Source organism: Shewanella sp. ISTPL2 (assembly GCF_013283205.1).
Lineage (GTDB): Bacteria > Pseudomonadota > Gammaproteobacteria > Enterobacterales > Shewanellaceae > Shewanella > Shewanella oncorhynchi.
This window is the reverse complement of record NZ_JAAPAV010000001.1, coordinates 2,377,652-2,393,071: the sequence shown is the minus strand read 5'-3', so window position 1 is coordinate 2,393,071 and position 15,420 is coordinate 2,377,652. Positions and strand designations below refer to the sequence as shown.

Here is a 15,420-nt window from a genome sequence, read left to right as displayed (position 1 = left end):
CGAATTGGACTGAGTGTTAGTTGCTAGATGCTATTCATTTCGCTCGGATTGTTGCTGCGCCACAATGGCCGAATCCTTATGGGCATAAAAGTGGAGTCTAAACTGAGTATCTTCGGTCAGTAGCTCCACTTTATGCCAATATTCAGGATGTGAAATGGCGGTTTCACCTGCGCGAATAATAATTTCTTTATCTAACTCGCCCCTGCTACCCGTATAGCCATAAAACTTTAAGCTGCCCGTTAACACTTGAATTTGCCCATATACGCCAGCCTTAGTATTGTGCATGTGCAGCAACATTTTAGGGACGTTGTCATGGTTGAAAACCGGCGTTGATTTGTAATTTACAAAATCTTTGGGGACTAAGGCCATGATGTTTTGCACTCCTTGTGTCAAATCACGAAAATCGAACAATGCTTACGGCAAGACTAATATAGCCGTTGCCGTATTTCTGTCCAACTCATATCTTGACCTGTATAAACGAGCGGGTTTGAACGTCGAATTTGAAAACACCAAAGTGCTCATTCATGCTTGCAATAGCAAGGTTAGTTACTTTCATCACTGTAATCGCTACACTAGCCCGCATTAAGTGCCACCTCAATTAGATGACATGATGCCAACGCCCTATTCATACTCCACAACGTATATTTTAGATAAAGCCCATTTCGATGAATGCTATACGCAATCAGTGGTACCAGATCCCACGCTCAAACCTTACTACAAAGCCATTGGATTAACCCTGATAGGTATCGCGCTTATTTTCACCGATATTAGCCTTTATTTAGCTTACTTTTTTGTTGGGTTAGGTGTTATCGAAGCGCTCAATGTGAAGTATCACAAAGCATGGTGGTTGATGCGTCAGATGATGAGTAAAGCGGCCAGCAATGAGGTCACACTCACCATTGATGAGCAAGGGATTCACACTCAATCGATGTCTGTGACCAGCCAAATTTTATGGACCGAGATTTACCGGATTAAAGAAACTGAAAAAGGCTTCTTGATCACCCACAAGGCAGGCACGAGTTATGTTTCCCTTCGTAGCTTAGATGAAGCAGCTGTGGCCTATATTAAAACTAAAATCTAGTACAGCTAACACCCATAAAAAAGGCTGATCTTCATCAGCCTTTTTTACAGTTCTGCATTGCCGAATCGTTATTTTTTCAATTCACCCACCGGTAAAATCGCACGGCCATACTCATTATTAAGCACCTGCGCCATCGCAAAATAAATCGCACTTGCGCCGCAAAGTATCCCTTCAAAGCCCGCAATAGTGCCAATCAAGGCGCTACCCGTAAAATCACGCGCCGCCAGCAGAAAAAATAAGATAGTCAAAGAAGCAAACACAAACTGTTTGGCTCTTGGATAACGCAAAGAACCCACAAACATAAATGCCGTGAATATGCCCCAAAGCGTTAAATACCAGCCCATAAAATACGTTGGACTCGCCGCAATGCCAGCATTAGGCATTAAAATGAGGCCCACTAGCGTTAACCAAAACAAACCGTATGAGGTAAATGCCGTCGTACCGAAAGTATCGCCGCGCATGAAACACATAATCCCCACAATCACTTGACCAATGCCGCCGTAAAAAATCCCCATGGCTAAGATCATAGAATCAATAGGGAAATATCCCGCATTATGAATGTTTAACAAAATTGTTGTCATACCAAAGCCCATTAAACCTAATGGCGCTGGATTAGCCAGTTTTGTAGACACAGAGTTCCCCTAGAGAAAAATCAATAATTCAATAAAAATCAATAGCATTTGCCATTAATCTTATGCACGCGCACCTGCGAGAGCGGCGCATTCTAGAGGATAGCTATAATCTTAGCAATGTAATCATCAAAAACAAACGAACACATAAAAATAAACAATAAAAACATAAAGTTAAAATAATAAACTGTAAAATAAAATTTAAACTAAAAAACACATAAAAATTAATTCTTTTTAATTCAATATTCTAGAAAAAAACGGCCTACAACATGCGTCATATCTCATTTTATATGACTTCTTATAACTACCGCATAATTCAGTTAACAGCGGCGAGTAAACCTTCATTAAAAATCGACCATAAACAGTGATAATAATGCACTTTATCGCAAATAAGTCCTTAAAGTGATGTAAGCAGCACTTTTGAAAGAAATCCAAGTTCTACTGTACGCACAATTAAGCACACAATTAAGCGTATAAGTTAAGCACATAAGTTTATGTGCAGAGTTTCATCAATAAATGTCAAACACAAGTTCAAAAGAGCCAACTTAGCGCGCATAAGTTCAGAGGGAGGGTTGTGAACCTAACTCAAGCAGCAAAAGATGCTGAGAATGAATCAAACTAGAGCAAATAAAGTACACTCAGCCAGCCCATTTACTTGAAGCGAATCAAGGGAAAACAAGGTAAAAAACCTTAATCAAGAAAGGTCAAAATTATTTATATCTAAAACAGAATAGCAGTGATAAATTGCTGATGTTGGCACAGTGGTATTAAGAGAATGCTTCTTAATCTGTGGTTAACAATACATAACTAAAGGAAATAAAATGAATAAGTTATCAGCTGTTTTTACTCTATTGGCATTAGTAAGTTTCACTTCCTTTGCTGACGACTCCTCTTTACCGCCTGCACCAGCTGCCGATCTCGCTCAGTTGAAAGAAGTGTGCCAACAGATGGCCTCTGAAGATCAAGTCGAAAATGCTGAGCTAAAACAATATGTGCTTGATTGTGTAAACGATCAATTGACAGAAATGGGCTACAAGTCAGTTACTGAGGTCAATTAATCTTCATTCTAATCTCTGTGTTATTACCGCAAAGTAGGTTATTCGGCTTCAGTCTGTGCCATTCACACTTGCGAATGGCATTATTATTTCCAAGCAACACAGCTTTTACATCATAATTAACATCATTTCAGTTACACTCGAAACTTATAAAACACAAAATTTAACATCCACAATTAACCGTACGAAAGCTGCCAAGATAAGCTTTTAGCATGACTATCAACATATTGTGCAATTCATAAATTTATTATTTAATTGATAGCTGTATCATTTTGCATCTCCGTGAATGAAACCACTGTTGAATTGAGCATAAAATGCTAATCTGTTTTCCTGTATTGTTAACCTCAGCCCTTAATCGTTAAATCATGTATCGTATTCTTTTTGTCCTCATTACAAGTTTAAGTATTTTGCCTGCAATCGGAATGGCGAAAGAAGCCTGTGCACCAGAAAATCAATGTATTGAGATGAACAACTGGGATCTAGGCATCGCCATAGGCTGGGGACAAAAAAGCAATCCACTCAGGGATTTTGACGATATTCCATTGTTCTTTATTCCAACAGTGGCCTATTACGGCGAATACTGGTTCTTCGACAATGGTAATTTAGGTTATACCTTAGCCGAGCAAGAAAGCTTTACAATTAACTTAGTAACAAGTTATAGCTTAGATAGAGCCTACTTCTATCAATGGGACCCATCAAATATCTTTTTGAATCGTGGCACTCAAGTTGAAGCCAAAGCCATAAATAGTATGTATTTATCGACTGAGCCCGAGCCTGAGTTTAATTCCTTAGAGACTCGGAGCTTCACCTTACTTGGCGGTGCCGAAGCATTCATCTATACGCGGCTCGGTATTATTAGATTGGCGTACACCCATGATATGTTTAATGTGCATCAAGGTTCAGAAGCACAAATAAAATGGACCTATGGCTGGGATTACGACCGTTTCATTTTTGAGTTTGCATTGGTATTTGATTGGAAAAGCCAAGATGTAGTGGATTATTATTACAGCGTTAGACCCAGTGAAAACGCCTATTGGAGCGAAAGATATCAAGCAAAATCAGGTTGGGATAAAGGTGCGGAAATGACGGCCCGTTACATATTAACTGACAATTGGGATCTACTGTTGGCAGTTCGTTACACTCTAATTGCCGATGAGATTGCCGCCAGTCCCTTGTTAGACCAAGACTATAGCAGCACCTACTTTATCGGCGCTGCCTATAGGTTCTAACGTTAGTGACACTGCCTCAGTTAAGCTTGCTTTGCTTTATAGGTCTAAGCCTCGGCTTGATGGGCCAAAGTTCAGCACAAGCCAAAACTCGCGACTCGGCACTCAAACTCACACCCGAAATTTGCATCACAAGTTCAGAAACTGAGGCCTGTGACGTCTATATAGAACTACAGTGGGAACTCGCTAAAGATGAGCTTATCTGTATCTTGTCCGACAACGCTGCCTACCCCAAATGGTGCAGTGATTCAGTTTCAACCCATACGTTAAGCATGAAAATCCACACTATGACGGATATTCAATTTGTCATGGTGAGTAAAGACAGTAACCAAACTTTGGCTGGTGCCAAACTTAAAATCACTTCTGCATCACAACCTCAGGTTCGCAGACGTTACCGCAACCCTTGGAGTTTATTTTAATGACAAGCCCACAATCGAACCACAGAGTATTATTGGTTGAAGACGACGTTCGCCTAGCAAACTTGATTGTAGATTACCTAAAATCCCATGGTATGCATGTTGAAGTTGAACGCCGTGGCGATACAGTGCTAACACGATTAATCAATTACAAGCCAGATATCATACTGTTAGACATTATGCTACCCGGCATGGATGGTCTCACTCTGTGTGAGAAACTGCCCGATTATTTCGCAGGTCCAATCCTATTGATGAGCGCACTTGGTTCAAGTGAAGATCAAATCAAAGGACTAGAACTCGGTGCCGATGACTACGTGGTCAAGCCCGTCGATCCTGCTCTGTTAGTTGCGCGGATCAACAACTTACTTCGCCGTCAGAATCAGCCACCACAGGCAGAATCACACTGTCTAACCTTCGGTAAATTGAGTATCGACCCGCATACCCATGCGATTCGTCTTAATGAAACTGAAATTGATCTCACCAGCCATGAATTCGAATTGCTGTGGTTACTGGCCTCGCAAGCGGGCCAAGTGCTCAGCCGTCAGTATATTTATCAGTTGTTACTCAATATTGATTTCGATGGTAAAGATCGAAAAATTGACGTGCGGATCTCTAGATTACGTAAAAAACTCAACGATAATATTGAGACACCTTTCAGAATTAAAACCGTTTGGGGACAAGGTTATCTCTTTGCTCCTGAAGCTTGGAATAACTAAGCACAAATACAGTGAAACGTCTCTTTATCAGTTTATATCTGCTACTCAGTCTCAGCGTGCTTGGGATTGGCTGGACACTCGACAGCCTGTGGCAGAAGAATGTTGATGACAATAATGCCCTCGATGCGCCGTTAGTGGCATTGGCGCAATTATTAGCGGAATTACCTCCCGATGCCCGCCAACGGTATCTGGAGGCGATCCCAGCGAACCCTGTGATGCCACTGCAATTACTCAATGCAGATCAAGTCGCGCTGGCAGATAATCAAGCGTTAAGCACAAGCAAGGTGTTCACCACCACAGCCAATGATGATAGCTTGCTGCAATTTATTCGAGTAGACGATCAAGTCTTAATGGCAGGGCCGCTGGACATAGATCCCAGAGCCAACCTTCGCAGCCTGTTCACCCTGTTCTTTTATTTATCACTCGCCCTCGTTGCGCTAATTTGGGTCGGCCCGCTTTCACGGGATTTGAGCATACTGCGTAAGGCCACCAAAGAATTTGGCGAAGCCAAATGGGACACCCGGATTACCCTGTCAAATCGCTCCCAAGTTAAGCCCTTAGCCAATACGTTTAACGAAATGGCGCGACATATCAGCGCCTTGATTGAGAACCAGAAACACCTCTCTAATGCGGTATCCCATGAGATCCGCACGCCACTGGCGAGGCTCAAATTTGCTCTTGCACTTATGCCTATGTATTGTCAGCCAGATTCGGACGAACAGAAGCGACAAGACTTTCTCGATGAAATGCAGCTCGACATCAAAGAAATGGAAGACTTACTTCAAGAACTGCTGACCTACGCCAGCTTAGAGTCACAGCGAGAAGGTATCCAGTTGGATGAGTACGATTTAATTAATCTCATCAATCAAAGTATTAAGCGTCTAGAAACCTTAAGTCCAACGCCTATAACGCTCAAGGCCGAAGTCGAAAAACTGCCCTTATTCGGAGAACCCGCATTAATCGAACGGGCACTACAGAATTTACTGACCAATGCACAACGCTTTGCCCGCACTGAAATCATCATTGAAGTTAAGCAGACCCAGCATAGGGTCAATTTAAGTGTGAGTAACGACGGCGAACCTATCCCTGCGGTGGATTTACCGAAAGTGTTCGAGCCATTTTATCGCAGCCAATCGGTACAGAATGGCAATAAAGGACATGGTTTAGGCCTTGCGATCATCAAACGGATTATGCAACGACATCAAGGGAATGTGAGTGTTACCAGTGATGCACAACATACTCGATTTAGTTTAATCTGGCCGAAGAAGCGTAAGCTGTAATAGGGATTGGGATTAAACGACTGCGGGTCTGTTATTCATCTAACGCGCTAATTCTACAAGTCAATTAAATAAGTCAGTTAAATAAGACTATTTAACAAAGTATTCAAGATATTAGTCTAGCTCGAAGCCACCAAAATCCAGATCGGCTTCGGGCTCAGGCTCAAAATTCAACTGTGGGTTTAACGCTGCCCTTTCTTGCTCTATTTGTGCTTGCCTTGCTTTCATCATCGCCAACTGGCGACGACGTTTACGTTGAGTACACAGGCGAATGACATCATACTTTTGCGCATCTGAAAACGTTAACCAATTGAATCTTTCGTCACGGCTTCGCAGGCAACCATTACAGTAACCGCGCGCATCGGTAACACACACACCGATACAAGGACTCGGGATATCAAAAAAGGCTAACTGTTCCATAACCCGCCGCTATTCCTATCTAAAAATGAACCATACTCAAAACGATCCTTGCTAAAAACAAAGCGTGTGGAATTGCATTCAAAGCGATTCAAATACAACACGCTTATCTAAAGTACTTGCAGAAACAACCTTAATCAAGGCACATTGAACAGAGTTTGTACAACTTGGAGCACTATCATGGGATACCGTCACTTTGCCAGTCTGCTCGTCGCTGTTGCCTTATTAAGCGCTTGCAGCAGTAAACCGAAAAACGATTATGATCTCAATTACGACTTCACCGCACTACGAAGCTTTAACCAGTTAACACCACAGCCGACGGATGACCCGTTAAGCGCCCAGCGTATTCAAGTAGAAATTAACAACCAATTGACTCAAAAAGGGTTTGTAGAAAATACAGCGTCGCCCGACTTTAACGTCGCCTACGCCTTACTCACCCAAGATAAGCCCAAAGATTCAGGGCTATCCATTGGATTAGGCACAGGTACATTCGGAAATTCGGGCGGGATTGGAATAGGCACCAGTGTTGGCGTGCCGCTGGGGAGTGATACCGCTAAAATTCAAACCATTCAGATAGATATTGTCGATCCTAAGACCAAAGCTCTTATTTGGCGTGGCAGCGACAGCTATGATTTCGATGCAGGCGGTAACGAGAAAGCCCAAGATACCGCCAAAGCCGTCAACCGAATTTTGGCGCAATTCCCACCGAAAAAATGATCACGTTTAAAAGGGTAAAAATGGGCGTGTCTCGCCCATTTTTATCAATCAAACATTCATATCGTTCAATATTCTTAGAGTAAAAATCTAGGACTCAGGAAAAAAGCCCTGACGAAAGGTAACGATCGCCCCTATCACAGACAATCGCCACGACCACAGAACCCGGATATTGTTTAGCAATCTCCAGCGCAGCAAACACGGCACCGCCCGAACTGACTCCTGCACAAATCCCTTCCTCTCGCGCTAAAGTTCTCGCCATGGCTTTTGCATCTTGCTCTTCAATATCCATAACTAAATCAACCCAAGAAGCATCAAAAATCCCAGGCAAATATGCCTGCGGCCAACGCCGAATCCCTGGAATAGCACTGCCATCGGCGGGCTGAAGGCCGACAATAGTGATGTCGGGATTACAACTTTTAAGGTATTTTGACACACCCATTATGGTACCTGTCGTCCCCATACTTGACACAAAGTGGGTAATTTTGCCTAGACTCTGTTGCCAGATCTCAGGGCCTGTCGTGAGGAAATGGGCATTAGCGTTATCTTGGTTATTAAATTGATCCAGCACCTTACCTTTGCCTTCGCTTTGTAACTGCAGCGCCAAATCCCGCGCAGTCTCCATGTTATCCACTAGCATGAGCTCTGCGCCATAGGCTTGCATCGCATCCTTACGCTCCTGAGTCGAATTATTCGGCATAATCAGGATCATCTTGTATCCTTTGATTGCCGCCGCCATCGCCAGCGCAATCCCAGTATTGCCACTCGTTGCCTCTATAAGCGTATCACCAGGGCTTATTTCTTGGCGAAGTTCGGCCTGAATAATCATATTGAGTGCAGGACGATCTTTTACTGAACCCGCGGGGTTATTGCCTTCCAATTTTAATAGTACAGTGGAAGTACCACAGTTAAGCCGCTGCAAGCGAACCAGCGGAGTTTGCCCGATGCAGGCTTCAATTGTCGGAAAGTCAGACACTAGGATTATCCTTTACTTGATAAAAACAACTAAGCGATAGCCTATTCTAAGTCGGTTACCACTGACAAACACGGTGAATACTGCTTATAACATAAAATAAATCGCTCATAGTTATTCAAAAAAGTTCTATTCAACTGGCTTTTTATAAACAATTAATTCTATTACTCTAGGTGCCATAACGCTGACAAAATTGCCAGATTAAGGAGTTAAAAATGTCCGTAAAATTGATAAAGGCCCTGCTAGGAACCCTCATTCTGGGAACCTCACTCAATGTGACTGCCGCAGATCAAACCCTGCTTAATTCCTCTTATGATATCGCACGGGAATTATTCAATGCCTACAACCCCGTTTTTGCCAAACATTGGGAAGAGAAAACAGGTAAAACCGTCGAAATTAAACAATCCCATGCAGGCTCATCTGCACAGGCACGCTCGATTCTGCAGGGATTACCCGCAGATGTGGTAACGTTTAATCAAGTGACAGACGTACAAGTTCTGCACGATCGCGGTAAATTGATCCCAGAAAATTGGCAACAATTACTCCCTAACGCCAGTTCACCTTACTATTCCACCATTGCATTTTTGGTGCGTAAGGGTAACCCAAAGCAAATCAGCGACTGGGGCGATTTAGCTAAAGATGACGTTAAACTGGTCTTTCCTAACCCAAAAACCTCTGGTAATGCTCGCTACACTTATTTAGCCGCATTAGGTTATGCTCAGAAAAACTATGGTAAGGATAATCAGGCTAAACTGGATCAATTCCTGAAAAAATTCCTCGGTAATGTCGCAGTATTTGATACAGGCGGCCGCGGTGCGACCACCTCCTTTGTTGAACGTGGGATCGGTGATGTATTAATTACCTTTGAATCGGAAGTGAACAATATCCGCCAGCAGTATGGTACGGACGATTACCAAGTGGTTGTACCAAAAACCTCGATTCTGGCAGAGTTCCCCGTCGCTGTGGTTGAGAAAAATGCTAAGCGTAACGGTACACAGGAACTCGCAACTGAGTATTTGAATTATCTCTACAGCGAAGAAGCGCAACGTCTACTGGCAGGATTCAGCTATCGTGTACACAACGAAAAGGTAAAAGCTGAGTTTGCTAAGCAGTTCCCTACCGTTGACCTGCTGACTGTTGAGCAAATCATCGGTGGTTGGGATAATGCCATGAAAACGCAGTTTGCTAACGGTGCAAAACTCGATGAGCTATTAAAGCGCTGATATCGTCCTTAATGTAGTAAGATATCAACATTGAACCCGAGCAAAGTCTCGGGTTTATCGCTAATTGGCATTTATCAATCAGTGTTAGCCGTAAAGATTGCATCCAACAAATGGCTTGAGCCAACAACGAGCGAACCGTATAAATAGTATTGGTTTAACGCAATTAACCTGATCGGGTGATTATTCTGTGATTTTTAATAACGGGCGTTTACGCCATAAGCGGGTTCTTCCCGGTTTTACCATCAGCTTAGGTGTGTCCCTGCTGTTTGTCAGCCTAATCCTATTATTGCCAACCACAGGCTTAATCATGCAGACCAGTTCAATGAGCTGGTCCGAATACTGGGGCGTGATTGCCGATCCCAGAGTGGTTGCCAGTTACCGAGTCACCATACTATCGGCGCTCGCGGCATCATTATTTAACTGCCTTTTCGGATTATTACTCGCATGGGTACTCGTGCGTTATGAATTTCCCGGCAAACGCATTTTAGATGCCTTGGTAGATTTGCCCTTTGCCTTGCCGACCGCCGTTGCCGGTATCACCTTAGCCACCCTTTATGCGGAAAACGGCCAAATCGGTAGTCTATTAGCTGAATGGGGCATAAAAGTCGCCTACACCCCGCTAGGCATAGTGGTCGCGATGATTTTCACCAGTATTCCCTTTGTGGTTCGTACGGTACAACCCGTTCTCGAAGAGTTATCCCACGAGGAAGAAGAAGCGGGAATGACGCTTGGCGCCTCGGATCGTTCGGTATTCTGGCGGGTTATTTTGCCCTCCCTTTGGCCAGCATTAATGATTGGAACGGCACTGTCTTTTACCCGCAGTCTGGGTGAGTTTGGTGCCGTGATCTTTATCGCTGGCAATATGCCTTATATCAGTGAAATCACTTCGTTAATGATCTTTGTCCGCCTGCAAGAATTTGATTTTGCAGGTGCCAGCGCCATTGCCTCAGTGGTTCTGATGACCTCGTTACTGCTATTACTGCTGATAAACCTGTGGCAGGCGCGTTATCTGCGCCGCATTCATGGACGATAAGGAGCGAATATGAACTCATTTAAACCCTTAAGAGTCGGTGAAGCGCCCCTGATCAAATGGAGCCTTATTACCCTCGCCGTGCTCTTGGGCTTGCTATTGTTGCTATTGCCGTTGGTGAGTATTTTTCAGCAAGCGTTTGTCGGAGGTTGGGAGCGTTATATTGGGCACCTAACTCAACCGGATTCGCTGCATGCGATTGGTTTAACACTGATGGTGGCAGCACTCACAGTACCGATCAATTTAGTGTTCGGAATCATGCTGGCGTGGAGCGTGACTCGTTTTGAATTCCCCGGTCGCAAGTTACTGATCACGCTAATTGATATTCCATTTGCGGTCTCCCCTGTCGTCGCAGGTTTGCTCTATTTGCTGCTCTATGGCAACAGTGGTTGGCTTGGCGAATGGCTATATGAGCACGATCTGCAGATCATGTTTGCTTGGCCAGGAATACTATTAGTGACCATTTTTGTCACTTGCCCCTTTGTGGCCAGAGAACTGATCCCATTGATGCAACAACAGGGCGCATCGGAAGAAGAAGCTGCAGTGATCCTTGGAGCGTCATGGTGGCAACTCTTTCGCCGCGTGACCCTACCCAACATCAAATGGGCACTGATTTACGGTGTGATCCTCACCAATGCCAGAGCCGTAGGAGAATTTGGTGCCGTTGCTGTCGTATCTGGCAACATTCGTGGCGAAACCAATACCTTACCTTTACATGTGCAATTATTGTATGAAGATTATCAGGCCGAAGCCGCCTTCGCGAGCGCATCATTACTGGCCCTGATCGCCCTATTTACCCTAATGTTAAAAGCCGTAGTGGAATGGCGGCAACAACGCAGTTTAACCGCCAATGACAATAAAGAGCAGAGCCAACTATGAGTATTCGTCTTACTAATATTTCCAAGAAATTTGGCCAATTTCAGGCGCTTTCCCCACTTAATCTCGATATTCAAGAAGGGGAAATGATTGGTCTGCTGGGACCATCAGGTTCAGGCAAAACCACACTGCTGCGGATTATTGCCGGTCTTGAAGGAGCCGATAGCGGCCAAATTCAATTCGGCAACAGAGATGTCACCCAAGTGCATGTGCGTGAAAGACGCGTGGGTTTTGTGTTTCAAAACTACGCGCTGTTTCGCCATATGACGGTCGCCGATAACGTCGCTTTTGGACTCGAAGTGATGCCGAAAAAACAAAGGCCTTCGGCGGCAGAAATTCATAAGCGAGTGACACAACTGCTAGAAACAGTACAACTAGGCCATCTCGCACAGCGCTATCCTGAACAACTCTCGGGTGGACAAAAACAGCGCATTGCGTTGGCCCGTGCACTCGCAACCCAACCAGAAGTCTTGCTACTGGATGAACCCTTTGGCGCCTTAGATGCTAAAGTGCGTAAAGAACTACGCCGCTGGCTACGCAGCCTGCATGATGAATTGAAATTCACCAGCGTGTTTGTGACCCACGATCAGGATGAGGCGCTTGAGCTTTCAGATAGAGTGGTAGTGATGAGTAATGGTCATATAGAGCAGATTAATACACCTGCTGAGCTATACTCGCACCCCAATAGTCGCTTTGTGTTTGATTTTCTTGGTAACGTCAATGTCTTTGAAGCCAGTTGGCAACAAAAACGTTGGGAAAATGGTCAAGCATTTTTAACACCTCCAGAACAGCAAACACTGCAGCAAGATGGTGTTCTCTACGTACGCAGTCACGAATTAGCGCTGTCAAATAAGCCTAATAGTCAGGCCAATTTGCCGTTCAATATTGTCGCCATGACCCCCATTGGCGCCGAAGTAAGACTGGAATTAGCCCCACACGGCTGGCATAGCGAAGAACTGTGGGAAGCCAAATTCACCCACCATAATCTGCAGGAACTCGGGTTGCAAAAAGGCAGTGTAGTTTACGCTACCCCAAGAACAGCTTACTTCTTTGGTGCGCAGGGTGAGAGTTCACCGACGCGTCTTAACTGGCCATTCCTGACTCCGGGCAGTCTCGCCTTTGATATCTAATGTCATCATAATAGGAATAAGCAGCATTAGCGGTACCACAGGGAGTGGATACCGCTAAGATTCAAACCATTTAGAGAGATATTGTCACGCCAAACAGTGAAGCACTCATTAGGCATTGCCGCGACAACTTTTGGTGATAGCGACAGCTTTGATTTTTGATGCAAGCGGTAACGAGAAAGCCCAAGATACCGCCAAAACGTCAGCTAGATCTTGGCGCTGTCCCCTCCGAAGTTAATTATGGATGGCATATACAGCCCATCCATGTTGAATCAATAGAGCTGATAAGCAGATTTACATCTAACAATCAATATATTAGATGTTTATAACAAATAATTATTGCAGAAGTACTCATAAAATCAGCGGGTAAACGAATTAACTAACCGAGGTTAATAATTCCAATTTCAGCCTATACATTTCATCAACTGACACCACTTTCACGCTGCTTATTTCAATAGAACCTTCTTTCGCCCATAAAAATGGATAAAAGCTCAGGCATTTATCTGTAGCTATCTGTGAATAGGTTTTTTGAAAGCGCTCTTTACCTAAACTCGCATAAAACTCATTGATTCTCTTTGTAGCTGACCATTGAAAAAAATCTGTGAACCCGATTTCTAACCCTTCCCAATGAATTGAGTCTGGCGACCAATAGTATATATTCCCAACATCTGCGCCTAAACCGCCGCCGTTGATAGCAAAAAATCCACCAACTACGTCATTAGCCACTAAAAGATAATGTGCACTTCTATTCCAATCAGTAAGGTTTCTAGACAATCTTTCATGTCCAGAGCCGAAAAATCGAATCCATCCATTGTCGATCAAAATCCCACCGGTTTCGTAGGCAATAGCCCCTAATACCGAACGAGTCGATACCTGAAGGGATTCAAGTACTTCAACCCGATCCTTTGAAGGCGGCAGTATCTCTACACAATGCTCAGCACCAGCAACCACTTCATTGACTACTTTTATGCCAGAGTCTTCGATATCAATCAGTTCATATATACTTTTCAATCTCTTATCCTTGTATCACTAATATCCAGTAAAACGACTCACCATTCATAACGGTACCTTGGGAATCTCGAAAATAACTAAGCCAATATAGCGTTTAAAAATGCTAGTTAGCACTCATGGTACCAAGCAAAAATCTTACTCATGGGCATTCACGGTTCGGCCTGCTGCCCATTGTCGTAGCGCATTGATTTTATCGCTCATGACCACAGATAAAGGCCGTGTCTTACTAAGTTCTTCAAGTAATAGCACTTGGTCGACACTGCACTCGACACTTCTTGCGGTATACATGGCAGCAATAACTGCTTGTTCGATTTCGGCGCCGGAAAATCCTTGGCTACGCGCCGATAACTGGGCGAGATCTAAGCTCGCCACATCGATTCCACGGCGCTTACAGTGGATTAAGAAGATGGCTTTGCGTATAGCTTCGTCGGGTAAATCGACAAAAAAGATTTCATCCATCCTGCCCTTTCGCATCAACTCTGGCGGCAGAACTTGAATATCATTAGCGGTAGCCACCACAAACACTTCAGATTTACGCTCCGCCATCCAAGTGAGTAAGGTGCCGAGGATCCGCGTCGAGGTGCCCTCATCGCTGCTACTCCCGCTTAAGCCTTTTTCAATTTCATCTATCCAAAGCACACAGGGCGACATCATGTCAGCCAGATCCAGTGCATTACGCAGGTTCTTCTCGGTTTCGCCTATGTATTTGTTATATAAGGCTGCCATATCGAGCCTAAGCAAAGGTCGTTGCCAAACGCCCGCAACCGCCTTAGCCGCGAGGCTCTTACCACTGCCCTGAACGCCCAGCAGTAAAATCCCCTTGGGCGCATCGAGCGCTTTGACGTGCTGAACTGGAGTCGGCTGGCCGCCTTGGTCAATGGCGCTGACAGCCACTATGGGCGAGCGCTGCTTGAGCCATTTTTTTAGATTATGCAGTCCTGCAACCTGTGAAAAATCACTGGTGTCGTATTCAAATTGCAGCACACCATTAAGATCGAGTAGCTGAAACTTGGCTTTATTGATGGCGTCGATATCTGACAAGGTAATAGCACCGTCATTGACTATGGCTTTGCGTACGAGACGACGGGCATCGTCTAAAGTCACACCCCGCAGATTATCGGCTAATTTGACCACAGCCGCATCATCGACCTGTAGCGGCGTACCTTGGTGACGAATTTTATCAACTTCAAGATAAATCAGATTTTGCAATTGCACTGTACTTGGCAAAGTTAAGTGAAAATAAGCGCAATAACGTTTGATTTCAGGCGGAATTTCAAAGGCATGGCTCACCAGCACTAATGTGTGTTGCAGCGTCTCGTACTCAAGGGCGATTTCTTTAAGCAAACGGACATTCTTAGGTGCATCAATCACAAAGGGATGGAAGTCGCACAGCACATAAATTCCCTGCTGCGAGGTTGATTTAATTTGCCCGAGCAAATCTGTAGGTTCGCTATTAAACTTTTGCGCCGCCAAGGGCTTATCGACCCGTGCCAGACCTTGGGTGATACTCCATGTAAACACAGGTTGATAAAGCACACTGGCGACCCGCTTAAGTAGCTCAACCACGCGATATTCTTCATAGGTTTCAATCACTACAATTGGCGTATTGGAGCGCAGCACTGAGGTTAAATCGTGAATATCTTGCATGC

17 protein-coding genes are annotated in these 15,420 nt (G+C 44.3%); 11 read left to right on the top strand and 6 right to left on the bottom strand.

The window, feature by feature from the left end; genetic code table 11:
• Positions 1 to 30 precede the first annotated feature (30 nt).
• Positions 31 to 369, bottom strand: a complete 339-nt coding sequence (locus tag HUB64_RS10595) for a DUF1971 domain-containing protein (RefSeq protein WP_173496959.1) — start codon at positions 367 to 369, stop codon at positions 31 to 33.
• Positions 370 to 610: 241 nt separating this feature from the next.
• On the opposite strand from HUB64_RS10595, the gene HUB64_RS10590 reads away from it, so the two are divergent.
• Positions 611 to 1,081, top strand: a complete 471-nt coding sequence (locus HUB64_RS10590) for a YcxB family protein (RefSeq protein WP_173497907.1) — start codon at positions 611 to 613, stop codon at positions 1,079 to 1,081.
• A 68-nt stretch (positions 1,082 to 1,149) separates the two neighbouring features.
• Here the strand turns inward: HUB64_RS10590 and HUB64_RS10585 are convergent, their stop codons facing one another.
• Positions 1,150 to 1,713 (bottom strand): acetate uptake transporter, encoded by a 564-nt coding sequence (locus tag HUB64_RS10585; RefSeq protein WP_173496958.1) that lies wholly within the window; start codon positions 1,711 to 1,713, stop codon positions 1,150 to 1,152.
• Positions 1,714 to 2,531: 818 nt separating this feature from the next.
• Between HUB64_RS10585 and HUB64_RS10580 the strand changes: the two genes are divergently transcribed.
• The 5 genes from HUB64_RS10580 to HUB64_RS10560 all read left to right on the top strand — a co-directional run bounded on the left by HUB64_RS10580 (position 2,532) and on the right by HUB64_RS10560 (position 6,403).
• Positions 2,532 to 2,768 carry a hypothetical protein gene (locus HUB64_RS10580; RefSeq protein WP_028759260.1) on the top strand — a complete coding sequence of 79 codons (237 nt, stop codon included), beginning with the start codon at positions 2,532 to 2,534 and terminating at the stop codon, positions 2,766 to 2,768.
• A 362-nt stretch (positions 2,769 to 3,130) separates the two neighbouring features.
• A complete protein-coding gene (locus HUB64_RS10575) occupies positions 3,131 to 3,994 on the top strand; it encodes a MipA/OmpV family protein (protein WP_173496957.1) in 864 nt (287 codons plus the stop codon).
• A gap of 5 nt (positions 3,995 to 3,999) precedes the next feature.
• On the top strand, positions 4,000 to 4,410 hold the full coding sequence (locus tag HUB64_RS10570) for a DUF3019 domain-containing protein (RefSeq protein WP_028759258.1): 411 nt from the start codon (positions 4,000 to 4,002) through the stop codon (positions 4,408 to 4,410).
• Positions 4,410 to 5,123, top strand: a complete 714-nt coding sequence (locus HUB64_RS10565) for a response regulator (protein ID WP_006080570.1) — start codon at positions 4,410 to 4,412, stop codon at positions 5,121 to 5,123. The genes HUB64_RS10570 and HUB64_RS10565 overlap by 1 nt, the downstream gene beginning before the upstream one ends.
• Before the next feature lie 11 nt (positions 5,124 to 5,134).
• On the top strand, positions 5,135 to 6,403 hold the full coding sequence (locus HUB64_RS10560) for an ATP-binding protein (RefSeq protein ID WP_168825043.1): 1,269 nt from the start codon (positions 5,135 to 5,137) through the stop codon (positions 6,401 to 6,403).
• A gap of 111 nt (positions 6,404 to 6,514) precedes the next feature.
• Here the strand turns inward: HUB64_RS10560 and HUB64_RS10555 are convergent, their stop codons facing one another.
• Positions 6,515 to 6,820, bottom strand: a complete 306-nt coding sequence (locus HUB64_RS10555; RefSeq protein WP_028759256.1) for a DUF1289 domain-containing protein — start codon at positions 6,818 to 6,820, stop codon at positions 6,515 to 6,517.
• 177 nt (positions 6,821 to 6,997) lie between these two features.
• Between HUB64_RS10555 and HUB64_RS10550 the strand changes: the two genes are divergently transcribed.
• Positions 6,998 to 7,534, top strand: coding sequence for a DUF4136 domain-containing protein (locus tag HUB64_RS10550; protein WP_173496956.1), 537 nt, complete (start codon positions 6,998 to 7,000; stop codon positions 7,532 to 7,534).
• Positions 7,535 to 7,628: 94 nt separating this feature from the next.
• On the opposite strand, the gene cysM is transcribed toward HUB64_RS10550, so the two are convergent.
• Positions 7,629 to 8,507, bottom strand: coding sequence for a cysteine synthase CysM (cysM, locus tag HUB64_RS10545; RefSeq protein ID WP_105249981.1), 879 nt, complete (start codon positions 8,505 to 8,507; stop codon positions 7,629 to 7,631).
• A gap of 212 nt (positions 8,508 to 8,719) precedes the next feature.
• On the opposite strand from cysM, the gene cysP reads away from it, so the two are divergent.
• The 4 genes from cysP to HUB64_RS10525 all read left to right on the top strand — a co-directional run bounded on the left by cysP (position 8,720) and on the right by HUB64_RS10525 (position 12,763).
• Complete coding sequence (cysP, locus tag HUB64_RS10540) at positions 8,720 to 9,727, top strand: thiosulfate ABC transporter substrate-binding protein CysP (protein WP_168825039.1); 1,008 nt, start codon at positions 8,720 to 8,722, stop codon at positions 9,725 to 9,727.
• Positions 9,728 to 9,914: 187 nt separating this feature from the next.
• On the top strand, positions 9,915 to 10,760 hold the full coding sequence (gene cysT / locus HUB64_RS10535; protein ID WP_105249982.1) for a sulfate/thiosulfate ABC transporter permease CysT: 846 nt from the start codon (positions 9,915 to 9,917) through the stop codon (positions 10,758 to 10,760).
• A gap of 9 nt (positions 10,761 to 10,769) precedes the next feature.
• Positions 10,770 to 11,636: a sulfate ABC transporter permease subunit CysW gene (gene cysW, locus HUB64_RS10530; RefSeq protein WP_028759251.1), complete on the top strand. Its 867-nt coding sequence runs from the start codon at positions 10,770 to 10,772 to the stop codon at positions 11,634 to 11,636.
• The gene (locus HUB64_RS10525; protein ID WP_173246348.1) at positions 11,633 to 12,763 is read left to right on the top strand and encodes a sulfate/molybdate ABC transporter ATP-binding protein; all 1,131 of its coding nucleotides are present in this window, start codon (positions 11,633 to 11,635) and stop codon (positions 12,761 to 12,763) included. Before cysW ends, HUB64_RS10525 begins: the two co-directional genes overlap by 4 nt.
• A gap of 372 nt (positions 12,764 to 13,135) precedes the next feature.
• Here HUB64_RS10525 and HUB64_RS10520 read toward each other — a convergent pair whose 3' ends face one another.
• Both HUB64_RS10520 and HUB64_RS10515 read right to left on the bottom strand, forming a co-directional pair.
• The gene (locus HUB64_RS10520) at positions 13,136 to 13,771 is read right to left on the bottom strand and encodes a DUF2625 family protein (RefSeq protein WP_173246350.1); all 636 of its coding nucleotides are present in this window, start codon (positions 13,769 to 13,771) and stop codon (positions 13,136 to 13,138) included.
• A gap of 135 nt (positions 13,772 to 13,906) precedes the next feature.
• Positions 13,907 to 15,418, bottom strand: coding sequence for an AAA family ATPase (locus tag HUB64_RS10515; RefSeq protein WP_168825038.1), 1,512 nt, complete (start codon positions 15,416 to 15,418; stop codon positions 13,907 to 13,909).
• Between the last annotated feature and the right edge of the window lie 2 nt (positions 15,419 to 15,420).